10 protein-coding genes are annotated in these 23,155 nt (G+C 73.4%); 4 read left to right on the forward strand and 6 right to left on the reverse strand.

The window, feature by feature from the left end:
- Positions 1-9 precede the first annotated feature (9 nt).
- Complete coding sequence (locus IH68_RS0140875) at positions 10-897, forward strand: SDR family NAD(P)-dependent oxidoreductase (protein ID WP_030946395.1); 888 nt, start codon at positions 10-12, stop codon at positions 895-897.
- 35 nt (positions 898-932) lie between these two features.
- The gene (locus IH68_RS0140880) at positions 933-1,187 is read left to right on the forward strand and encodes a hypothetical protein (protein ID WP_030946397.1); all 255 of its coding nucleotides are present in this window, start codon (positions 933-935) and stop codon (positions 1,185-1,187) included.
- A gap of 34 nt (positions 1,188-1,221) precedes the next feature.
- Here the strand turns inward: IH68_RS0140880 and IH68_RS0140885 are convergent, their stop codons facing one another.
- Positions 1,222-2,421, reverse strand: coding sequence for an amidohydrolase (locus IH68_RS0140885; protein WP_030946399.1), 1,200 nt, complete (start codon positions 2,419-2,421; stop codon positions 1,222-1,224).
- A gap of 155 nt (positions 2,422-2,576) precedes the next feature.
- On the opposite strand from IH68_RS0140885, the gene IH68_RS0140890 reads away from it, so the two are divergent.
- Positions 2,577-3,140: a hemerythrin domain-containing protein gene (locus IH68_RS0140890; RefSeq protein ID WP_030946402.1), complete on the forward strand. Its 564-nt coding sequence runs from the start codon at positions 2,577-2,579 to the stop codon at positions 3,138-3,140.
- A gap of 34 nt (positions 3,141-3,174) precedes the next feature.
- Here IH68_RS0140890 and IH68_RS0140895 read toward each other — a convergent pair whose 3' ends face one another.
- Positions 3,175-3,696 (reverse strand): hypothetical protein, encoded by a 522-nt coding sequence (locus IH68_RS0140895; protein WP_030946404.1) that lies wholly within the window; start codon positions 3,694-3,696, stop codon positions 3,175-3,177.
- Positions 3,697-3,863: 167 nt separating this feature from the next.
- On the opposite strand from IH68_RS0140895, the gene IH68_RS0140900 reads away from it, so the two are divergent.
- On the forward strand, positions 3,864-4,397 hold the full coding sequence (locus tag IH68_RS0140900; protein WP_030946407.1) for a DoxX family protein: 534 nt from the start codon (positions 3,864-3,866) through the stop codon (positions 4,395-4,397).
- Between the two features lie 5 nt (positions 4,398-4,402).
- Here the strand turns inward: IH68_RS0140900 and IH68_RS0140905 are convergent, their stop codons facing one another.
- The 4 genes from IH68_RS0140905 to IH68_RS0140920 form a co-directional block, all read right to left on the reverse strand.
- A complete protein-coding gene (locus IH68_RS0140905) occupies positions 4,403-5,185 on the reverse strand; it encodes an alpha/beta fold hydrolase (protein WP_030946410.1) in 783 nt (260 codons plus the stop codon).
- A 60-nt stretch (positions 5,186-5,245) separates the two neighbouring features.
- A complete protein-coding gene (locus tag IH68_RS0140910) occupies positions 5,246-6,385 on the reverse strand; it encodes an alpha/beta hydrolase (protein ID WP_030946413.1) in 1,140 nt (379 codons plus the stop codon).
- Positions 6,382-8,760, reverse strand: coding sequence for a thioester reductase domain-containing protein (locus IH68_RS0140915; RefSeq protein ID WP_030946416.1), 2,379 nt, complete (start codon positions 8,758-8,760; stop codon positions 6,382-6,384). The genes IH68_RS0140910 and IH68_RS0140915 overlap by 4 nt, the downstream gene beginning before the upstream one ends.
- Positions 8,761-8,823: 63 nt before the next feature.
- Positions 8,824-23,151, reverse strand: a complete 14,328-nt coding sequence (locus IH68_RS0140920; protein ID WP_078912844.1) for a type I polyketide synthase — start codon at positions 23,149-23,151, stop codon at positions 8,824-8,826.
- Positions 23,152-23,155 lie beyond the last annotated feature (4 nt).

Below are 23,155 nucleotides of genomic sequence, written 5' to 3' on the forward strand. Positions count from 1 at the left end.
GTGGCAGGTATGAATGCTTCGCGAATCGCTCTTGTCACGGGCGCCAACCAGGGGCTGGGCCGCGCACTGACCGAGGGACTGGCGGCCCGTCTGAGCCCGGACGACCTGGTGCTGCTCACCGGCCGCGACCAGCGGCGCGTGGCGGACGCCGCCCGCGCGGTGGCGCAACTGCCCGGCACCCGCAGCCAGGTTCAGGGCCGGGTCCTGGACGTCAGCGACACCGGCGCGGTCACGGCACTCGCCGATGAACTGCGCACACGGTACGGCGGTGTCGACGTCGTGATCTCCAATGCGATCGCCCGCGTGCTGCCCGAGGAGTCCCAGGCCGCGCGGGCCGACGAGTTCATCGACGTCGCCAACACCGCCACCCACGCGATCCTGCGCTCCTTCGGCCCGATCCTGCGCACGGGCGGCCGTCTGCTGGTGGTGGCCAGCAGCCTGGGGACGCTCGGGCACCTCGACCCGCGGCTGCACCACTTGTTCGACGGCGCGAGCCTCGACCAGGTCGAGTCCGCCGTCGAGGCCTGGCGGAGCCGGATCCACGACAAGACCGCCGAGGAAGCGGGCTGGCCCCGCTGGCTGAACGTGCCCTCGAAGGTCGCGCAGGTCGCCGCCGTCCGCGCGGTCGCCGCCGAGCGCCGCGAGCACGACCTCGCGACCGGCACCCTGATCGCCTCCGTGTGCCCCGGCATGGTCGACACCGCCACCTCCCGCCCCTGGTTCAGCGACTACAGCCAGGCCCAGTCGCCCGCCCGGGCCGCCCGCGCCGTGCTCGATCTGGTCTTCGCCGAGCACGTCGATCCCGCGCTCTACGGCGAGTTGGTGCGCTTCGGCAAGGCCCTGCCCTGGCACGACGGCACGCCCCCGGTGGAACAGGACCGGCTGCTCACCCCCTGAGCGCATGGGGTGCGCCGCCGGGGAAGGTGTACAACATGGACGCCCATGCGGCAGGCCACGCCTACCGGCACCCGGACTGGAGCCGTGCCAGAGCTCTCGCGCTGCCGGCCCGGCGCGATGCGGACGTCCTGCGGGCCGAGCGTGCCGTGGCCCATCTCGTTCCCCGTGCTCTGGGGGCGCTGCAGGTTCCGGGTATCGCCGACGCCGTGTCCCGCCTTGTCCCCGAGGTCGAGCAGCACATGCCGGCCGGTCCCGGACGGGAGGACCTCCTCGTCGCCCTCGCGGGCTGACGGGCGGCACCGGGCACAGCCCGACGACGGCGCGTCAGCGCCGGGCCTCGACGGCGACACTGCCCCCGTGCTCGCGCCAGGCCTGCTCGCGCAGCTCGGCCGACAGGAGCAGTTCCACCGCTGTGCAGGCCAGCGCCTCGGTCGCGGCGAGCATCACACGGCGGGCGCGGTCGGAGGCTGCCGCGAGGGCGAACTCGGGGGTGTGGTCGGAGCCGTCCGGATCCATGATGGCGACGTAGGGGTGGATCGCGGGCACGCGTCCGCTGACGTTGCCGATGTCCGAGGAGCCCAGGAACACGCCGGGCGCCGGTGGCGTGAGGTCGATGCCGGCGCGGGCCAGGTGACGGGCGAACCGTAGGGACAGTGCCGCGCTGTCGCGGAAGTGCTCGTAGCGCGGTGTGGCCCGTCCGAAGGTGACCGTCGTGCCCATGGCCCGGGCCACGCCCTGTGCACAGGTCAGCACCTCGCCCGCCAGGTCCTCCAGAGCGGTGGTCGTCGCGGCGCGCAGGCCGAACAGGCCTTCCGCGTACTCGGGGACGATGTTCGTCGCCAGCCCGCCGTCCGTGACGATGCCCTGGACATGCGACCCCTGCGGGAGGCGTGGGCCGACGGCGGCGAGGGCGTTGAACAGCTGGATGAGGGCCGCGAGGGCGTCGATGCCCTCGGTGGGGTTCCCGGTGGGGTGAGCGGCTCGGCCGTGGAAGCCGATGCGGTACTGCGTCTGGGCGGTCAGGGGCGCCCACTGCCAGTTGTGGACGCCGGGATGGAACATGAGCGCGGCGTCGACGTCGTCGAAGACGCCCGCGTCGGTCTCGGTGACCTTGCCGCCGCCGCCCTCCTCCGCGGGCGTGCCCACGGCCCATACGGCGCCTGCGCCGTCCCCGAGGACGGCCCGTGCCGTGAGCGCGGCGCCGAGGCCGGCCGCGGCGATCAGGTTGTGGCCGCAGGCGTGCCCGAGCCCGGGCAGCGCGTCGTACTCCAGGAGGAGGGCCACCGCCGGCCGGCGGACGGTTCCCGCCCGCGCGGCGAAGGCGGTGGGCAGGCCCGCGAGGTCGCGCTGCACCGTGAACCCCTCGCGTTCGAACTCGCCGCTCAGCAGCCTCACCGCCCGGTGTTCCTCGAATCCGTACTCGGGGTCGGCGTGCAGGGCCAGCGCGACCTCCCACAACCGCTCCGCGCGGACGGCCACCTCCCTGACGACCCGTCCGAGCGCCTCGTCCACCGCGTCTGCCACACCGGCCTCCCGAGGCCTGCCGGATACGTCCATGTCTCTGTACGAGTTCCAACAAGGCGGCCTCCCACACCGTTAACCCGCTGCGGGACGGGGCACTCGGGGGCTCCGGCGGATCCGGACGGGGAGCCGCCGCTTCTTGGCTGGAGGTGAAAGGGATGGGACACGGTGGAAACGTCATCGACGAACTGATGACCGATCACCGGGAGGTCGAGGAGATCTTCGGCCGGATCGAGGCGCTGCCGTCCGGCGACAAGGACCGCAAGGTGTACGCCGACCAGGCCACGATGGAACTGGTCCGGCATTCGGTGGCCGAGGAGGAGTACCTCTACCCGGCGGTGCGGGAACACCTCGTCAACGGGAACACCATGGCGGACAGGGAGATCGACGACCACGCCGGCGCCGAGCAGATCATGAAGGACCTGGAGAGCTGCGACGCGGGCGACGCCGAGTTCGACCGTCTCGTCGGGAGGCTGATGAGCGAGGTCCGTGCGCACATCGCCGACGAGGAGGAGAACCTGTTTCCCCAGCTGCGCACGGCATGCACTCCGCAGATGCTCGACGAGCTGGGCGACAAGGTCCGCCAGGCCAAGAAGCTGGCGCCGACCCGGCCGCACCCCTCCGCACCCGACACGCCTCCGGCCAACAAACTGCTGGCGCCGGGTGCCGGGCTGGTCGACCGGATGCGTGACGCGCTGAGCGGGCGCGGCAAGCACGAGTGACGGGACTACTGCCCGGCACCTGAACGGCCGACTCTCAGACGGGCTGTCCCGGCTTGAGCAGGTTCATCAGCTGGTCCTGGTGGAGTGCGGTCACCGGGGCAAGCAGGTCGGGGTGGCGCAGCAGGGCTGCCGCCCTCCGGTCGCTCTCGTCGGGGGCGACCAGGCGCCGGAACGCGGCGGGCGTCGTGGCCGTGTGGCTGCCCTCGGCGACCGCGGCCACCGCGAGGCCGGCCAGTTCCGGGTCGCTCAGCAGACAGGCCGCCCAGCTGGCCACGACCTCGTCGACCCAGGTGCGCCAGGCGTGGGCGTCCAGGTCCTGGCCGGTGGCGTCGTCCGCGCCGGCGAGCCAGTCGAGCCGGGCGGATCCTCCGGGGCCCGCCATGCCGACCAGGGCGGCGTCCACCGGGGTGGGGTAGCGCAGCCATGCCGCGACCGTCACGGCCTGGCGGGCCTGCACCTCGCACAGGGCCGAGGCCAGTGCGCCGCCGCCCGAGGGGTAGGCGCAGGTCAGCCACTGGGCGGTCGCCGCGATGAGCGGGGAGAGGTCTGCGAGCACTGCGGGGGCCGTCCGTACTGCGTGGGAGAGGGCAGGGGCTTGTGAAAGACGGTAGCTGGCCGGCTCGGGCAGGGACATGCCCGCATCCGCTCCGGTGGCGTGGCATCGACCACAGCGACGCGGGAACCCGGTGGGTCTCTGCACGCACCCACCCCCGGGAGAGGGTCATGAGTCTTCTGCGTCTGGTCGGCCGCCCCATGCTCGCCTCCATGTTCGTCTCCGGTGGTCTGAACACGCTGCGCGCTCCCGAGGAGGTCGCTCCCGTGGCCGAGCCCGTGGCCCAGCCGGTCACCGAGCGGGTGGAGGCCCTGCCGGACCGTACCGAGCAGCTCGTGCGGCTCAACGGGGCCGTGCAGGTGGTGGCGGGTCTGCTGCTGGGCAGCGGCCGTCTGCCCCGCCCGGCCGCGCTGGCCATCGCGGCCACGCTGGTGCCGACGACGCTTGCGGGTCACCGTTTCTGGGAGGCGGACGACCCCGAGGAGCGCGCCCAGCAGCGCATCCACTTCCTGAAGAACCTGTCGATGCTGGGCGGTCTGCTGATCGCGGCCGACGACACCGCGGGTGCTCCCTCGCTGGCCTGGCGTGGCCGTCATGCCGCGCATGATCTGCGGCGCGATGCCCATCTGGTACGCCGGTCCGTGCGGGCCACGGCCCGGCCGGCCGCCGCCGTCGGCGGTGTCCGGGCCCGGCTGGCCCGCTGATCACCTCACCCGCGGGCGGCGACCAGGAAACGGTCGAGGGCCGTGGTCAGTTCCGCCGGTTTCTCCACCGGCAGTTCGTGACCGGCGTCGATGATGCGGACCTCTGCGTCCGGATAGGCCTTGGCCATGCGCAGCATCTGCCGCACCGGCAGCTGGATGTCGTGGTAGCCGTGGATCAGGAGGGTGGGTATACGGATCTCACCGACCCGGTCCAGGACGTCGAAGGCGCGCATGGCGCCGTAGAGCGTCATGACGACCTCGCGCGGGGTGGCGGCGGAGGCCTTGATGCAGGCGCGGACCTCCTCGCGGGGGTAGCCCGGCGCAAAGGCGCGCTGGATGTTGGTGGCGACGAACAGCTTGTAGGGGACGAGGGTCGAGGCCGCCATCAGCAGGCCGCGGCCGCGGCTGTAGGTCATGCGGGCGATGGAGTCGACCAGGACGAGGCGTTCGACGCGCTCGGGGTGGTCGAGGGTGATGGTCTGGGCGATCATGCCGCCCATGGAGTGGCCCACGAGGACGGCCCGTTCGACCTCGAGGTGGTCGAGGAGGGCGAGGACGTCGGTGGCGAGTTCCGCGACGGTGGGCACCCCCGCGCCGCCGCTCTCGCCGTGGCCGCGCAGATCGAGGCGGATCACCCTGCGCTTCTTTGCGAAGTGCGCCATCTGGTGGTCCCAGCGGTGGCGGTTGGCCGTCCAGCCGTGGATGAACACCAGGGGCACGCCGTCGCCGTCGCGGGGGCCCTCGTCGTCGTACGTCAGGGCTGCGCCGTCGACTTCGAGCTGCGGCATGGTGCCTCCTGGATACGGTCCGGTTACTGGCGAGTACGTTAGCGGTCGGCGGGGCCCTCGTCACCGGCGTTCGCCGAGGAAGTCGAGGATGTGTCCGAAGACGTCGAGGGCGGCACCCCGGCCGAGGAACGTGTCCAGGTGGCCGTAGCCGGGGATCTCGGCGTAGGTGACGTCCAGGTGGGGGTGGCGGCGGGCGAGGACGTCGCGGCAGAGCTGCTGGGAGTCCAGCCAGAGGCCGTTGTCGCTGCCCGTCAGGAGCAGCAGCGGGGTGTCGATGTGTCCGGCTGCGTCCAGGGCGTTGGGGGGCAGGGCCGCGTAGCGGTGGTCGGTGTCGTGCCAGCGGACCACGGTGCGGGCCAGTTCGATGCGGCGCAGGTGCGGCAGGATCCACAGGGGTGCGGGGCCGAGGAGTTCGGCCAGCCGGTTGTGGGTGGTCTCGGTCAGGTGCTCGTGGACGAAGAGCGAGGCGCCGGTGCCCCATGCCGAGTGGTGCAGGATCTGGCAGGTGGGGTCCGGGCAGCTCGCCTTGCGGGAGGCCAGTGCGAACAGGGGCGTGTACTTGGAACGCAGACCCACCGTGCGGAAGTCGACGGGGATGTGGTCGAGGCGGGACTTGAGCAGTTCTTGGGCCAGGGACATGCGCAGCGAGGTGCGGCCGCCGAGTTTCGGGGTGAGGAACACACCCTGCGCCACCACGCCCGCCAGGCCCGGGACCAGGCCCGCCGTCATGCTCATGGAGAGGGTGAGGGCGCCGATGCAGTGGGCCACGGCGAACAGCGGACGGTCGTCGCCGATACGGGAGCGGATGTGGGCGACGGCTGCGGGGATGTCGTGGAGGGCGACGTCGTCGTAGGTGTATTTCTGGCCGGTGGCGTTGTAGGGCAGGCGGCAGCTGCCGCGCCAGTCCAGCAGCCACGGCTCGTAGCCGTCGTCGAGCAGGACGTCGACGAGGTTGCGGATCTCGGGCAGCAGGAACATGTCGGCGGAGGCCGTGTGTCCGTGCAGCAGGAGCACCGCGGGGCGGTCCCGCTCGCCGGTGTCGATGCGGGTGAGGCCGAGGCGTACGCCGTCCGGGGCGTGGAAGGGGATCTCTTCGACCCGCTGCGGGTCGAGACGGTGGTGCAGGGGGCGCAGGGTCGGGGTGGTTCTGACTTTGCGGAGGGCCGGCCTGGTGGTGGGTTTCGTCGCCTTGAAGATCATCGGTTGTGCTCCGTGGGGTGCGGGGTGCGGCGGAGGTCGAGGAGGTCGGCGGCGGCCCGGGTGAAGGGGCCGAGCAGGCCGCGGCCCATCTGGAGGCCGAACCAGGCGAGCCAGGTCAGCTTGGCGGCGCGCTGCTCCCGACCGGTCAGCCGGGGGTCGACCTTGATGCCGTCGATCTGGTCGCGTACGTAGCTGTCCGCGGGCACGACCAACTCGCCGGCCAGGAGGGCGGGTTCACCCTGACGTCCGATCTCGACGGTCAGGGCGCGGGTCTGGCGCCAGACATCGCGGCGGGCGCGGGCGTGCTTGCGGCCCTCCAGCCACCAGCTGCCGCCGTCCGCGTCGCGCAACAGCAGCCGGTAGCGAAGGAGTTGGTGGGTCAGGCCGTGCTGTTCGGGGATGCCTTCCTCGGGGCGGATCCACACGTCGCCGCGTTCCACGGTGAGCGGGTCGGGGTGTACGGCCGGGCAGGCGAGGTGTCCGCGGACGTCGATGCGGCGCTCGGTGACCAGCTGGTGCATGCTCGCGATGGAGAGTGTGAGGGTCATGGAGCAGGGCGTGTCGACGGGGGCTCCGATCGGGCCCACGTGGCCCTCGGTGCTCTCGGTGAACCAGAGATAGGGCTGGTCGTCCTTGTGCGGCAGCCGGGCCAGGCCGTCACCCGCCAGCCGCTCGAACGTCTTGAGCTGTGCGCGGGCGTCGTAGCGGGTGGCCGGTGGCAGACCGAGGGCGTCGACGAGGTGGGCGGTGCGTTCGCCGCCGGCCGCCGGTCCCTTGAGTGTCGCCTCGCACAGCTTGAGTGCGGTGGGGCTCTCCAACACCCGGGAAAGGAAGGTCAGTTCGGGGACGGGTTCGGCCTGCAGGCGGGCCAGGGTGTCGGTGCGCCAGTCGTCCCAGTCCTTGACGCGCACGTGCATGCCGCCCAGGGCCATGTCCTGGACGACGTCGTCGAGCGTGTTCGGCACTCCGGTCAGGTTGTAGTCGAAGCCCCAGGCGTCGGGTTCGCAGATGACGCCGACCGCGACCCGGCTGACCCAGTCCACCGGGGCGACGTTGAGATGACGGAAGGCGGGCACGGTGCGGAAGCGGCCGAAGGCCGACACCAGGCCGCTGGAGAGGTCCTGGGGGTTGTAGGCGCCCGTTTTGGTGTGGCCGCCGATGCCACCCGGGCGCAGGGCGGTGACGATCAGGCCGTGGTCGCGGGCGCGGCGCAGCGCGACCTCCGCGGCCCACTTGGTCTGGTCGTAGCCCGCGATGAGGCGGTCGGCGTGGGCCAGGGGGTCGTCCTCGCCCATGGAGGTGATGCCGACCTCGTTGAAGACGGCGATGGAGGAGATGTGGTGCAGGGGTTTGGGGCGGCCGGCCGCCGCCAGTTCGGCCAGGGCGAGGGTGCCGAGGACATTGCCGGCGCGCAGTGACTGGTAGCCGCGCAGGAAGTCCACGGCCGCGGCCACGCCCACGATGCCGTCCAGTTCGTGGGCGAGCCGGTTCCACTCCTCTTCGTTCAGGCCGAGGTGCGGGCGGCGGATGTCGCCGGGCAGCACGGTGATACGGCGGCGGACCTCCGTCGACCAGGGCAGCCGGTAGCTGCGCAGGGCCTCGCCGAGCCGGGTCTCGGCCGCTTCCTCGTCGGCGGCGCGGACCAGGCAGTACACATGGGCGTCGCTGTGGCGCAGCAGGTCAAGGAGCATGTGGCTGCCGAGGAAGCCGGTCGCGCCGGTGAGCAGGATCCGGCGGGGCGGCAGGGGCTCGGGGGCGGCGATGAACGGGAGGCGGTCGGCGAGGGCGAGGTCGGCCAGGATCTGGTCGAGGTCTTCGCGGCGGGCGGTGGTGTGCGGCGCACGGGCGGGTTCGGCCCACCGTACGGCCGGGGGCGGTGGCGTGCGGGGAGAGGGGACGGGCAGCGCAGTCGTCGTCCCGGCCGTCGGTTGTTCTGCGGTGGTGACCGTGGGGGCAACGGCCCTGATTCCGGGGATCCGTGCCCAACGGCGGGCGAGGCTGCTCGGGCGGGCGTCGGCGAACACCTCGTCCAGATCGACCTCGATGCCCAGTTCCTCCTCCAGCTCCGCCACGAGTTCCACCGCGTGCACGGAACTGCCACCGGCGTCGAAGAAGTCGGTGTCGGGCGAGAGATGGCCCTCGGGCAGAAGGCGGCCGGCCGCCGTGGCGATGACGGCGGCCAGCACGTCGACATCCGGAGACGGATCCGTGTCGGGCGCCCCTTCCGTGGCTGTGGCGGCGTGTGCAGGCACGGCAGCCGGCACGACCCTCGCCAGCAGGTCGCTCACGCTGAGTCCGCCTCCGCCGCGCTCGATCGACTCCGCCGTCGCCCGCTGACCGGCGTACGCCGACGCGTCCTCGTTCATCTCACGCATCAGTGCCCTTCACCATGTCCGCAACCATTTCCGCGGTCCCTTTCTCTTGCTGTCTGCTTCGTTTCACTGCTGCCAGGAGCGGAACGCCCGCAGGTGTTCGGGCGTGACCACGCACTCCAGGCGCTCGTCGTCCTGCTCTCCCCCGCCCAGGCCGGCCAGCAGCCGGCGGGCCGGTGCGTTGCGCTCGGTGCGCTGCGCGGTCAACCGGACCTTGGTGCAGCCGAGTTCCTCGGCGCGGTCGGCGAGCCACTGCAGCAGGCGTTCCTCGACGCCCCGGCCGAGGGCGCGGCAGCTCATCAGCCAGGCCGGTACGTCGAGTCGGTCGCCGTCCGCACGCAGGGCGAGGAGGGCGATCTGGCCGTAGTCGCCGAAACGGTCCCGGGCTGCAGCCGTCCACACCTCGCCGTGCTCGCGCCAGCGGGCGACGTCGAGGCCGTCGTCGGAGCGCGGGTGAAGGGTGAACTGGTTGGTGCGGCGCACCAGTTGCTCGGCCCGCGGGACGTCGCCGGCGGTCAGGGGCCTGATGTCGACCTCCAGTTGCAGCCCGGCCAGGAACTCCTCGAAGCCGGCCTGCTCACGGACGGTGTCCCGTTCCCGTTCCTGTTCGTAGAAGCGGGAGCGCAGTGCGTCCTCGGACGTCGCCGCGGGAGGCACCAGCGGCCACAACCGCCCCAGGAACGCTTCCAGTCCGGCGGTCGGGGGGCAGGTGACCGAGAGCACCTGCGGCAGCGCCGAGCGGACCTTGGCGATCTCGGCGGGGTTGTCGTCGAGGAACAGGAAGCTGTCCAGGCCGAGGTTGAGTGTGCGCGCCGCCTCGGCGAGGCGGTCCGGCTTGGGGCCCCAGGCCGCGGAGAGCACGCTGAAGTGTTCCGGCTTCAGCAGGCTGTCCGGGCGGTCCAGGACCGCTCGCACCGTGTCCGCGTCGTTGTTGCTGACCAGCACCAGCAGCGCGCCGGCCGCACGCCACTCCAGCAGCCTGCGTGCCAGCAGAGCCCGGGCACCGGTCAGGTCCACCGCCCCGGCGCCGATCTCCCCGGCCACCCCGCCCCACAGGGTCTCGTCGCCGTCCACCGCGATCACCTTCGGCGCGGGGCGGCGCACGGCCTGCAAGACCTCGGCGAGGCGCAGGGCGACGGCCGCCTGGAAGTGCGCGGTGAAGGGGAGGTGGGCCAGGCGCTCGGTGCGTTCGTCGAAGCGTTCCTCGACGGGGTGCCGGCTGGTCCAGTCGTCGGGGCCGAACACTGCCGTTGCGGGCAACTCGGCCAGTTCGGCAGCGAGTTCGTGCTCCCAGCGCCGCAGGCGGTCCGGGGTGTGCGCGGCGGGCAGGAAGCCGACGACCAGCGGCTTACGGGTGCGCTCGGCCAGGGCTCGCAGGGCGGCGGGGTAGGCGGTGCGCAGCTCGGCGAGCAGTGCGTCGTCCACCGGCCCGAACCGCTCCAGGTCCGCCGCCCGCAGCAGCACCACGCCCACTGCCGTCGCCGGGTCGGCGAAGACACCGGACGGATCCCGCAGGCCGGCCAGCACGTGGTGGTACGGGGCTTGCGCGACGGCCGTCGCGGTGCCGTCCGGCGCCCCGTCGTCGAGGGCCGCCTCGCACATCAGGGGCAGGTTGCCGAGAGCGAAGGTGGCGGCGAGAGCGAGTGCCGGGCGCGGGGCGGCTGCCGCGGCAACCTCTTCACCAGGGTCCGGCCGTTCGGCGGCAGGCGTCGCACGCACCGTCGGCGAGGCGTCCTCGACGGTCTGCGCGAGCAGCCGCACCAGATCCTCCCCCAGCCCGGTGGCCGTGGCCGTGTCGAGGATGTCGAGATTGTGGTCGAGCCGGATACGGCCGGCCTCCGGCGTCACGGTGATCATGAGGTCGAGGTCGGAGTAGCCGGTGCCCACCGGCAGCACGTCCAGGCCGGTGAGGCTGCCCGCGGCACGGACGTAGTTGAAGTACACCTCCACCAGTGGCGCGTCGGGCCGGTACAGGCCCTGCTTGGCCAGCACCGGCAGGACGTCCGAGAACATGGCGCCCTTCGTGAGGATCTTCTCCAGGCGGCTGTCGGTGCGGCGCAGTACGTCCTCGATCGGCTCCTGTGCCCTCGCCTCGGCGGGGAAGGGCACCGGTACGCCGAAGAAGCCCACCGCGTCGAACGCGTCGGCGTGGATACGGGTGTCGACCGGCACGGCGAGGACGAAGCGCTCCCGCTCCCGCCGCCTGGCCAGCAGTACGGTCAGGGTGCCCAGGCAGAAGGCGGCGGGCGTGACGGCGAGGTTGCTCGCGGCCGCCGACACCCGTGCCATGAGGCCGTCGGGGATCGCCACGCTCACGCTGCCGGCCCGGTAGGAGCGCGCGGCCGGACGGGGGTGAGTGAGCGTCAGGTCGAGGCGCTCACTGCCGTGGAACGCCTCGCGCCATTCGGCCGCCCCGGTTCCGGGGTTCTCCCCCGGCTGCTGTGCTTCGATCAACAGGTGCAGGTCGCGGTTGGTGACCGTGGCAGGGAGGGAGGTGCCGGACAGTTCGGTGTCGATCTCGGCGGCCACCAGCAGCAGGGACTGCAGGTCGCTGACCGCGTGGTGGGCGCCGTACAGCAGGATCTGGCCGCGCTCACCGCCGTCGAGGAGTTCGAACCGCCACAGCGGGGGTTGCGCGAGGTCGAACGGCGGCTCGAGCAGGCGGCGCAGTCGGTCGGCGGCGTCGAGTTCGTCGGCTGCGGGGACGGCCGTCCAACGCAGCAGCGGCTGTTCGGGCTCCCGCTGCACCTGCAGCTGCCTGCCTGCCTCGCTGCCGGTGACGATCGCGGTGCGCAGCGCTGCGTGCCGGGCGGCCAGGCGGGTGAGGATGCCGGTGAGCGTGGCAGGGGTGGTCGCGCGGGTGAGCCGTACGGCGAGGCCGACGGCATGGGCCGCGGCCGGCATGTCCGGCCGTGCGCTGCGCAGCAGGCGCACGACGTCGCGGGTGGCCGGGCGCTGTTCGCTGTCCGGCACTTCGGTGGCCGCTTCGGTCCGGGTCGCTGCTGTGCTGCGTTCAGGCAGGGCTGTGGCCAGGGCTTGGGCGAGGCCTCGGATGTCGGTGGCCGAGAAGACAGCGGAGGACGGGAGTTCGGCGCCCAGTTCACGGGCGAAGGCGTTGCGCAGCCGCACCAGCATGAGGGAGTCCAGGCCCAGTTCCTTCAGGGCCGTGGTCGCGGAGGCGTCGACGGCGCCACCGGAGACCTGGCCGACCCTGGCGCGCACATATGCCTCGAGCCGTTCCGTTCGCTGTTCGTGCGTCGTCGCCGTGAACACCTGCTTGACCAGGTCGTCGGAGCCTTGCGGGCCCGTCGGGACGGTGGCCAGGTCGGCGAGGAGGGGACGGGTGCGGGCCGCGTCGGTGTCGAGGGCGAGCAGCTCCCAGTCCAGGGCGAGGGGGGCGAGTTGGCGGCGTTCGGTGGCCAGGACGCGGTCGAACAGTTCGCCGCCCTCGGCGGGAGTGAAGGCGACGAGACCCGAGCGACTGGTTTCGGCGGCCCGGCCGGCCTCCGCGGCGACCATACCGACGCCGGTCCACGCGCCCCAGTCCAGGCTGAGCGCGCGCCTCCCGGCGAGGCAGAGGTGGTGGGCCCAGGCGTCCAGGAAGGCGTTGGCCGCCGAGTAGGGGCTCTGCCCGGCCGAGCCGAACAGGCCGGCCGCCGAGGCGAACAGGATGAGGTTCTCGGCCTCGGGGACGAGTTCGGTGAGCAAAGTGGTGCCCAGCACCTTGGGGCCCAGGACGTTCAGGACGCGTTCGTCGCTCAGGTTCGCCACCGTGGCGTCGTCCAGCACGCCTGCGGTGTGGACGACCGTGGTGACCGGTCCGGCTTCCCGTCGTACGGCGTCCAGGGCGGCCGTCAGGCTGTCACGGTCGGCCACGTCGGCACGGGCGACGTGCACGGTGACACCGCGCTCTTCCAGCCCCTTGATCCAGGCCGCCGCTTCCGGGCTCGGCGCGCTGCGGCCCAGCAGGGCCAGCTGCCGGGTGCCGCGCCGTGCCAGCCGCTCGGCGACGACGCGGCCGAGGCCGCCGAGACCACCGGTGATCAGGTGGACGCCGTCCGGGGTGAAAGCGTCACGGGCGCCGTCGTCCGGACGGGTGCGGACCAGTCGCGGCACCATGCGGTCCGCGGCGCGCAGCGCGACGAGGCGTTCGTCGTCGGCGTATCGCAGTTGCGTCCACAGGGAGTCCACGCCGTCCGTGGGCGGCAGGTCGATCAGGGTGGTCCTCAGCTCCGGGTGCTCCTGGGCGAGGGCGAGCCCGAAGCCCCAGGCCAGGGCCTGTTCGGGACGGGTCACCTGTGTGCTGTCGCCGGCGGCCTGACTGCCCCGGACGACCGTGAACAGACGAGGCGCCGGCCCCTGCGCCCGGTCGGTGAGCATCCGTACCAGGTGCAGGGTGCTCAGGCAGCACAGCCGCGCCGCCACCTGCTCGGTACGCGAATCCCCGATCGGCGGGGCGTCGAGCGCGGACAGCTGCACGATGCGCTCGGGTGCCGCGTCCGCGAAGGCGTCCTCGAACAGGCGGGTGAGGTGCTGCGGATCAGCCGGGTCGAGCACGTACCGGCCGGGGCCCTGGACGCCGAATGCCTCGCCCCTGCGGACGATCACATGGGGCACCGAAGCAGCGTCGAGCCGGTCGGCGAGTTCGGCGGCGACGCCCGACTCGTCCGCCAGGATCAGCCAACTGCCCTGGGTGGGCGCCTGTTTGGCGGGCGGGTGCGGCTGCCAGCGGGTCTCGAACAGTGCGCCGTCCAGTGGGGAGAGCGCGGCGAGCTCGAACTCCTCGACGGCGAGCAGGAGTTGTTCGTGTTCGTCGTACAGTCGCAGGTCGACGGTTGCTCTGTCGCCGTCCACGGAGCGCAGTCGGCACGTGGTCCATACGGGAGTCGTCCTGCGTCCGGTGAAGTGCAGGCGCCCGGCTCCGGCGGGTACGAAGGCCCGGCCTGCGGGTGTGTCGTGCGGCAGGGCGGCCGTATGGAAGGCGGCGTCGAGGACGGCCGGGTGCAGCAGATGACCGGTGGCGGGCCGCGGGGCAAGCCTTCCCCAGGCGGTCGAGTCGCCGGAACGGGCCTGCTCCAGGCCGCGGAAGGCCGGGCCGTATTCGATGCCGAGGGCGGCGAGTTGGGCGTAGACGGCGGACAGGTCGGCCTCTTGGCCGCACTGTTCGCGCAGGGCAGCCGGCGATTCGCGCTCGTCCGGCGCTCGGTCGCCGCTCACCGGGGTGACGCGCCCGGTGACATGGCGGTCCCAGCGCGCGGAGGCTGCCGCCGAGGCGATGGTGAAGTGACGCAAGTTGTCCTCGGCGGGCCGCAGGACCAGTTGCAGCCGCACCGGCCGCTGGGCGTCCAGACGCAGCGGCTGGTCGAAGCTGACGTCGGCCAGTGCCACTTCGCCGCCGCCCTGCACGGCTGATGCGGCCTCGATCGCCATGTCCAGGAAGGCCGCGGCGGGCAGCCACACCTCGCCGGTGACGCGGTGGTCGGCGAGATGGGCGAAGCGGTTGTCGCGCAGGTCGATCTCGGTCTGGAAGATGTGGCGGTCCGCCTCGTCGCTGGCCTCGATGTGCGTGCCCAGCAGCGGTGAGAGGCCGCCCGTCGGGGTAGCAGGCGTGCGCCAGTGGCGCTCGTGGGTGAAGGCGTAGGTGGGCAGGTCGACGCGGCGCCCGGCCGGGAAGAGGGCCTGCCAGTCGGGGGTGTGGCCGGCCGTGAACAACTCCCCCACCCTGCGCAGCAGGTCGTCGAGAGCGCCCTCCTCTCGGCGCAGGGAGGCGATGCTCACGGCGTCGATTCCGGCTTCTGCGGCGACCGACTCGATGGCGGAGCCGAGCGAGGGGTGCGGGCTGAGCTCGACGAAGTACCGGTATCCGTCCTGCAGCATCCGCCGGATCGTGTCGCCGAAGCGGACCGGCTCACTGAGGTTGCGGTACCAGTACCCGGCATCCAGCCGGTCTCCCGGCTCGGGCTCGGCCGTCACGGTCGAGTACAGCGGCGTCCCGGTCGGCGTACCCCGGACGGTACGGATGCGGTCGAACAGGTCGTCGCGCAGGGCTGCCATCAGGGGGGTGTGCGAGGCGAACGGGGTGGACACCCGCCGGGCGGCGATCTGCTGCTCCTGGCACTGGCCGAGCAGGTCGCTCAGCGCGTCCGCGTCGCCGGACACGGCCGTGGACTGCCCGCTGTTGACCGCCGCGACGAACAGCCGCCCCGCATACGGCTCCAGCAGCGCCTCCGCCCGGGTGCGCGGGAGCTCCAGGGCGAGCATGCCGCCCTTGCCGACCAGCGGTACGGCCGCCCGGGCGCGGCCGCACACCACCGCCACGGCATCCTCGAGCGTCAGGGCGCCCGCGCTGTATGCGGCCGCGATCTCACCCAGGCTGTGTCCGACCACGGCGTCCGGTGCGACACCGAGTGCGCGCCAGGCGGCGGCCAACGCCGCGTTGACGGCGAAAAGGGTCGGCTGCAGGTACTCGGTCCGGCCCAGCGGCGCGAGCTCTTCCGGTGCGCGCAGGACGTCGAGGACCGACCAGCCCGCGTGCCGGCGGACCTCCTCGTCCACGCGGGCCAGCTCCTCGCGGAAGGCATCCGAGTCGGCCGCCAACTGCACGCCCATACCGGGCCATTGGCCGCCGTGCCCGGCGAAGACGAAGGCCACCTTGCCGGACGGCTCCTCGCGAGGCGCCGCCACAGGCCGTCGTCCACCGGCCAGTTCATTCAGCTCTGCCAGCAGTTCGTCCCGGTCACCTGCCACCAGCGCCGTGCGTCGCTCGAAGTGGCTGCGGTGGAGCGCCAGGGTGTGGGCCACGTCCGGCAGCGTCATGTCACCGGTCAGGTGCTCGACGAGCCGGGCGGCCTGCCCGCGCACCGCGTCCTCGGTGCGCGCCGACAGCACGAACAGCCCCTTGAGCAGCGTGGGTTCGCCCTGCTCAGCGGGCGTGTCGCCGGGCGGTGCCTCCTCCACGATCACGTGTGCGTTGGTTCCGCTGATGCCGAAGGCGCTCACTCCGGCACGCCGCAGCCGTTCGCCGGCCGGCCAGGCCACCGCCTCCCGGAGCACGTGCAGCCCGCTGTCGGCCCAGTCCACGTGACGGCTGGGGGTGTCGGCGTGCAGCGTGCGGGGCAGCATCCCGTGCCGCAGCGACTGGATCACCTTGATCAGCCCGGCCACGCCCGAAGCCGCCTGCGCATGGCCGATGTTGGACTTGAGCGAGCCCAGGTACAGCGGCCGGCCGGCGGGGCGCGAGGCGCCGAAGACCTCCGCGAGGGCGTTCGCCTCGATCGGGTCGCCGAGTGTGGTGCCGGTCCCGTGGGCCTCCACGTAGTCGATGTCCGCGGGGGCAAGTCCGGACAGCTCCAAGGCCCGCCGGATCACCTGTTCCTGCGCCGGGCCGTTCGGCGCGGACAGCCCCTGGCTGCGGCCGTCCTGGTTCACAGCGGTGCCGCGCAGTACGGCCAGGACCTCGTCCCCGTCGCGGCGGGCGTCGCTCAGCCGCTTCAGTACGACCATGCCCGCACCCTCGGCCCAGACCGCTCCGTCGGCGGCATCCGAGAAGGAGCGGCACCGGCCGGTCGGGGACAGGCCGCGCAGGCGGCTGAACTCCACGAAGGTCTGCGGGGTGACCATGAGCGTCACCCCGCCCGCCAGGGCCAGGTCGCATTCGCCGGCGCGCAGCGCCTGCGCCGCGAGGTGCACCGCCACCAGGGAGGACGAGCAGGCCGTGTCGACGGTCAGGGCCGGGCCGTTCAGCCCGAGCGTGTAGGCGAGCCGGCCCGAGGCCACGCTCAGGGCCGAGCCGGTGCCGACGTAGCCGTCCAGCTGGTCGAGCCGCGCCCCGGCGAGATAGTCGCCGGCGAACATGCCGACGTACACGCCGGTGGTGCTGCCCGCCAGTTCGGCGGGCACGATCCCGGCGCGTTCCACGGACTCCCACGCCGTTTCCAGCAGCAGCCGCTGCTGTGGGTCCATGGCCGCGGCCTCGTTCGGTGTGATGCCGAAGAACGCCGCGTCGAAGGAGTCGATGTCGTCGAGGAAGCCGCCTTCGCGGGCGTACGACTTGCCCGGCGCCTCCGGGTCGGGGTCGTACAGCGACTCCACGTCCCAGCGCCCGGCCGGGAACGGGCCCACTGCGTCGCGGCCCTCCGCAACCAGCCGCCACAGGTCCGGCGGGGAGCCGACCGCGCCCGGCAGGCGGCAGGCCGTGGCGATGACGGCCACGGGCTCGTCGGCCGCGAGTGCCGCCGTGCGGGCCTGCTGCGCGGTGTGGCGGCGCTTGCCGCCATCGGTTGCGAGCGCGGTGGCCAGCAGGTGATCGGCGAGGCGGGCGGGAGTGGGGTGGTCGAAGAGCAGGGTGGCGGGCAGCCGGACGCCGATGCGGGTGCCGAGGCGGTTGCGCAGGTCGACAGCCGTCACCGAGTCCATGCCCAGCTCGCGCAGCGGCTGGTCGGGGCGGACGGACCGGGACGAGGGCAGGCCCAGGGCGTGGGCGGCCTCCTCGCACACCAACTCCAGGACCCGGGTGGCGCGTTCGGTGTCCGTCAGCCGGGCCAGGCGGTCGGCCAGTCCTCGGCCGGTGTGCCGGTCGGGGCGGGGCGAGGACAGCAGGGAGGTCCACAGGGCACCGGTGGATGCCGCGTTGTCGCGCAGGCGGGGCAGGTCCAGATGCCAGGCGAGCAGGTGCGGTGTGCCGCGGCGCAGGGCGAGTTCCACGAAGGCGCGGCCCTGCTCGGGGGTGAGAGCCCGGTGGCCCAGGCGGGCCATGCGCTCCAGGTCGGCGTGTTCGGCGGCAAGTCCCTCGCCGGCCCACGCGCCGAAGGAGATCGAGGCGGCGGGCAGGCCCAGCGCCCTGCGGTGGTGGGCCAGTTGGTCGAGGAAGACGTTGGCGGCCGCGTAGTTGGCCTGCCCGGCGTTGCCGACGACGCCTGCGGCCGACGAGATCAGCAGGAACAGCTCCAGCGGCAGCCCGGCGGTCAGCCGGTGCAGATGGGCGGCGCCGTCGACCTTCGGGCGCAGCACCTGCGCGAGTCGTTCGGGAGTCAGCTCGGCGAGCACGCCGTCGGCCAGGACTCCGGCGCTGTGCACCACGCCGCGCAACGGCAGTACGTCGCCGACGCCGGCCAGCACACCGGCCAGGGCAGTCGCGTCCGCGACGTCGCAGGCGGCCACCTCGACGTCGGCACCGAGTGCGGACAACTCCGCGACGACCTCGGCTGCCCGGGGGCCCGCTGCCCCTTGACGGGACGTCAGCAGCAGCCGCGGCACGCCCTGTTCGGCCAGCAGGCGGGCGATCTGCCGGCCGACCGCGCCCAGGCCGCCGGTGATCAGCACCGTGCCGTCGGTGGGCACGAGAGCGGGACGGCCGACGAGGTCGAGGACGACGGGACGGCCGGACGCATTGCGGCGTACCGCCTCGCGCGCGGCGGTGACCGGGAAGACCTGTGGACGTACGGGGGCGTGGACGGCGGCGCGCAGGGCCTCGGCCAACCGCTCGCCGTCGGCCGAGTGCGCGGGAGACACGGCGGCCGCGGCCGTGAACGGCAGGTCGTCCGAAACCACGGCGACCAGCGGCGCGTCAGCGACGAGCTCGGAGCCGGGCGTGGCGTCGGCGAGCACGTCGACCCGCGCGCCGGGCCCACATCCCGCGGCCGCGGGCACGAGGGACACGGCGGCAGCGGCCGTGAACGGCAGGTCGTCGGGAACCACGGCGACCAGCCGCGCGTCCGCGACGAGCTCGGAGCCGGGCGTGGCGTCGGTGAGGACGACGACCCGCGAACCACACGCCAGGCCCTCGACTTCGGGGCCGACCTCGGTGAGCACACCGGCGCAGGGGGTGTGCGTGGGATGCAGGCCGACGGCGTGCACCTCGATCCGCACCTGGGCGGGACCGAGCGCCTGACGCGCCACCGGGCGCAGGGTGGCGTCGGCCGGAAGGCCGGTCAGCTGGTAGCAGTCCCCGGCCGGGGTCCGCAGCACGTCGGCCGGGCGGGCGCGCACCAGCCGCGGGGCCAGCAACTCTCCCTTCCTCAGGGCGAGTTCGCCCTCGTCGCCGTGAGTGACAGCGGCCGATATCGCGGTCGCGGCATGGCCCCCGTCGATACCGCCGTCCAGGTCGAGCAGGGTCAGTCCGAGGTCCGGGTGCTCGCTGCGGGTGCTGCGGGCCAGGCCCCACAGCACCGACTGCGCCAGGCCCGGCACCGTGTCGCCGTCGCCGGTCGCGACCGCACCGCGGGTCACCCAGAGGGTCCGCGCGGGCGCCCCGTCGGTCGCGAGAGCGATGTGTTCCTGCACCTCCGTGAGAGCTTGGGCCGCCAACTCGCCGGCCACAGCGGCCGGTTCGGCGTCCGCCGCCCCGCGCGGCCACACTCGTACGACGATGTCGGCACCCGATTCGCGCAGCTCGACTCCCGCCGCTTTGAGGCCGTGTGCGATCGCCGCGACGTCCGGGTCCGAGCGGTCACCGATCACCGTCCAGGCCGCCGCCCGCTCGCCCGCGGCGGGCGCTTCGGGCAGCGCCGTCCACGCCACTTCGTACAGGTGCCGGGCGTGCTCCGAGCCCGCGCGCAGGTCCGCCGGGTCGGCGGCCCGTAGCCTTACGCCCTCCAGACGGCCCGCCGGGATGCCGTCCGCGTCCCACAGCGTCACGTCCAGGAGCAGGTCCGTCCCGGAGCCACCGGTGCGGCGCACCATCGCGGTCAGCTCGCTCGCCCCGCCCGGCGGGAGGACACAGCGGCCCACCGCCACCGGCAGCAGCGCCCGCCCCGCCGACGCGTCGAACGCGGCGGCCGCCTGCAACGCGGCATCCAGGAGTGCCGGATGAACCGGATACGCCTCGTCCGCGTCACCGGTCACAGGGGGCAGCGCGAGCCGCGCCAGCACCTCGTCCCCGCCGGTCGCGACCACCGAGCGCACGCCCCGGAAGGCCGGGCCGTAGCCGAGCCCGAGCGCGGCGAGCCGGTCGTACGTGTCCTCGCCCCAGACCTCCTCGGCCGTCTGCGGCCACACGGGCGCCGGTGTGCCCGGTTCGGGGCCGGGTTCGGCCGCCGACGCGGTGGCGTGCAAGGTCCACTCCGCCGCCTCCCGGCCGCGCGGGCGGCTGTGCACGGTGATCTCCGGTACGGGGGCGGAGGCGTCCACCTCGACCGACACCTCGACCGTGCCGGAGGCGGGCAGGGTCAGGGGGGCGAGCAGCAGCAGGTCGGCCAGGTCGTCGGGAGCGTCGGGGCGGGCGACGGCGAGCGCGGCGCGGCACAGCTCCATCAGGGTGGTGCCCGACACCACCGTCTGCCCGAACACGGCGTGGTCCGGCAGCCAGGCGGCGGTGGCCGGGGACCACTCGTTGCGGAAGGTCCAGCGGGAGGCGTCTGCCGACTGCAGCTGGATGCCGAGGACCGGGTGGGCGGCGCGGTCGAAGAGGGCGGGTCCCGCTGCGGCGGTCTCGGGTTCGGTCCAGTGGCGCTGTGCGTCCCAGGCGTACGTCGGCAGGTCGGCGGCCGCGGTGTCGGGGACGAGGCGCCGCCAGTCGATCGGGCGGCCGTGGACGTGGAGTTCGGCGGTCGCGCGGTCCAGGCAGGCGGGTCCGGGTTCGTCGCGGCGCAGCGATCCGACGGCGACCAGGTCGTGGCCGTGGTCCTCGCCGACGGTGGTGACGGCGGTGAGCAGGGAGGGGTGGGGACTCAGTTCGACGAAACAGCGGTAGCCGTCGGCCACCATCCGCTGCACGGTCGGCCCGAAGCGGACCGGCTCGCGCAGGTTGGTGTACCAGTAGTCGGCCTCCAGCTCGTCGGTGACCGGTTCGCCGGTGACCGTCGAGTACCAGGCGACGGACGTCGGATACGTGATGACGCCGTCGAGTTCGTCGAGGATCGTCGCGCGGACCGGGTCGACGTGGGCGCTGTGGGAGGCGTAGTCGACGTCGAGACGGCGGGCGAACACCTGGCGCCGGTCGAGGTCGGCGAGGAGGGTCTCGAGTGGTTCGACGTCGCCGGCGATGACGGTGGAGCGGCCGCTGTTCACAGCGGCGATCGATACCCGGCCGTCCAGTTCGGCAAGGAGGGGCTCGACCTCGGTGTGCGGGAGGGCGACGACCGCCATGGTTCCGGTGCCGGACAGCTCGGTCAGGGCCTGGCTGCGCAGAGCGACCACGGCCGCGGCGTCGTTGAGGCTGAGCGCCCCGGCGACACAGGCCGCGGCGACCTCGCCCTGGCTGTGCCCGATCACCGCGTCCGGGCGTATGCCGCGCGCCCGCCACACGGCGGCCAGGGACACCATCACGGCGAACAGGACCGGCTGGACGACATCCACGCGCTCCAGCGAGGGGGCAGCGGCTTCGCCCCGCAGGACCGACGTGACCGACCAGGTGGTGAACGGGCGCAAGGCCGCGTCGCAGCGGTCGAGCTCGTCGGCGAACACCGGGTCGCCATCGAGCAGATCGCGGGCCATGCCCGCCCACTGGGCACCCTGGCCGGGGAAGACGAAGGCCAACTTCCCCGGCGGGAGCACCTGTTGGGGCCCCACGGTCCGGTCCGGGTCCGGTTCCGCCGCCGCAAGTGTGTGCAGGTCGGCGAGCAGTTCGTCGCGGCCGCCCGCCCGGAGGACGGCCCGGTGCTCGAAGTGCGTGCGGTGGTGGGTGAGTGTCGACGCCACGGCGGACAGCGGCAGCTGCGGCTGCCGCGCGAGGGCCTGCCGGAGGCGTTCCGCCTGTCCGCGAAGGGCCTCGGGGCTGCGGGCGGAGAGCGGGAAGAGAGTCTGGCCCGTCGGCTCGTCGGCGCCGGGCTGGGCCGAGTCCTGCGGCGCCTCCTCCAGAACCACGTGCGCGTTCGTCCCGCTGATCCCGAACGCACTCACGCCGGCCCGCCGCACCCGCTCCCCGTCCCGAGGCCACGCGCAGGGGCCGGCGACCAGGCGCAGGCCGCTGTCCGCCCAGTCGACGTGCCCGGTCGGAGTGGCGGCATGCAGTGTCGCGGGGAGCACGCCATGCTGGAGCGCCAGCACGGTCTTGATGACGCCGCCGATGCCCGCCGCGGCCTGCGCATGACCGATGTTCGACTTGAGCGAGCCGATGCCGAGGGGCCGGTCCGCGGGGCGGTCGGGCCCGAAGACGGCGGCCAGCGCCCGGACTTCGATGGGGTCACCCAGGGGCGTGCCGGTGCCGTGGGTCTCGACGTGGTCCAGATCGCCGGGCTGCAGTCCGGCCGCGTCCAGGGCGGCGCGCAGCACCCGCTCCTGCGCCGGGCCGTTCGGGGCACTCAGCCCTTGGCTGCGCCCGTCCTGGTTGATCGCGGACCCCTTGATCACGGCGAGGATGCGGTCGCCGTCCCGGCGCGCGTCCGCGAGCCGCTTGAGCAGCACCAGGCCGCAGCCCTCGGCCCACACCACGCCGTCCGCCCCGGTGGAGAACGGACTGCACCGCCCGGACGGCGACAGCCCGCGCAGCCTGCTGAACTCGACATGAGCGCGCGGCGTCACCAGCAGCGAGGCACCACCCGCCAGCGCCAGGTCGCACTCGCCGCCTGCCAGCGCCCGCGCCGCCAGATGCAGGGCGACGAGCGAGGACGAGCAGGCGGTGTCGACGGTGACCGCCGGTCCCTGCAGGCCGAGGGAGTAGGCGATGCGTCCGGAGGCCACACTGGACGCCGAGCCCGTGCCGACATGACCGTCGAGCTGCCCCAGTGAGGCGGAGGCGAGGTAGCCGCTGTCGTACAGGCCGACGTAGACGCCGGTCGAGCTGCCGTTCAGCGTGCCCGGCACGATCCCGGCGCGCTCGATGGTCTCCCAGGCGGTCTGCAGCAGCAGCCGCTGCTGCGGGTCCATGGCCGCGGCCTCGCGCGGGGAGATCCCGAAGAAGGCCGCGTCGAAACGGTCGATGTCGGTCAGATATCCGCCGCGCAGAGAGTACGCAGTGCCGGTGGCCTCCGGGTCGGGGTCGTACAGCCCCTGGGTGTCCCAACGGCCCGGCGGCACTTCGGTGATGACGTCCTCACCCGAGGCCAGCAGCCGCCACAGCGCCTCGGGGTCATCCGCGCCACCCGGGAAACGGCACGCCATGGAGATGATCGCGATGTCGTCGTCCACCCGCGCGAACGCCTCGGACCGCACCGGGCCGGCCGCCCCTGTCGCGGCGGACGGGTCGCCGAGCACCGCCTCGGCCAGCGCCGCGACCGTCGGGTGGTCGAAGACCAGCGAGGGGCTCAGCGTCCGGCCGGTGCGGTCGGACAGCTGCGCCGCCAGCGTCACCAACTGGCGTGACCCCAGGCCGAACTCCGCGATCGGCCGGTGCGGGTCGACGGTCAGCGGGTCGAGCCCGGCCGCCTCTGCGACCGAGGAGATCAGCCAGGCTCGCACGCTCTGCGGTGCGGTGAGGGACGGCTCGGCGGGCTGCTTCGCGGACTCGTTCGCAGGCATCGGG

The sequence above is a fragment of the Streptomyces sp. NRRL S-646 genome (assembly GCF_000720765.1).
Taxonomy (GTDB): Bacteria; Actinomycetota; Actinomycetes; order Streptomycetales; family Streptomycetaceae; genus Streptomyces.

Coding starts and splice junctions, on each gene's coding strand:
- IH68_RS0140880 (WP_030946397.1), top strand. CDS start 933: ATGGACGCCCATGCGGCAGGCCACGCCTACCGGCACCCGGACTGGAGC.
- IH68_RS0140905 (WP_030946410.1), bottom strand. CDS start 5,185: ATGCCGCAGCTCGAAGTCGACGGCGCAGCCCTGACGTACGACGACGAG.
- IH68_RS0140900 (WP_030946407.1), top strand. CDS start 3,864: ATGAGTCTTCTGCGTCTGGTCGGCCGCCCCATGCTCGCCTCCATGTTC.
- IH68_RS0140915 (WP_030946416.1), bottom strand. CDS start 8,760: ATGCGTGAGATGAACGAGGACGCGTCGGCGTACGCCGGTCAGCGGGCG.
- IH68_RS0140875 (WP_030946395.1), top strand. CDS start 10: ATGAATGCTTCGCGAATCGCTCTTGTCACGGGCGCCAACCAGGGGCTG.
- IH68_RS0140920 (WP_078912844.1), bottom strand. CDS start 23,151: ATGCCTGCGAACGAGTCCGCGAAGCAGCCCGCCGAGCCGTCCCTCACC.
- IH68_RS0140890 (WP_030946402.1), top strand. CDS start 2,577: ATGGGACACGGTGGAAACGTCATCGACGAACTGATGACCGATCACCGG.
- IH68_RS0140910 (WP_030946413.1), bottom strand. CDS start 6,385: ATGATCTTCAAGGCGACGAAACCCACCACCAGGCCGGCCCTCCGCAAA.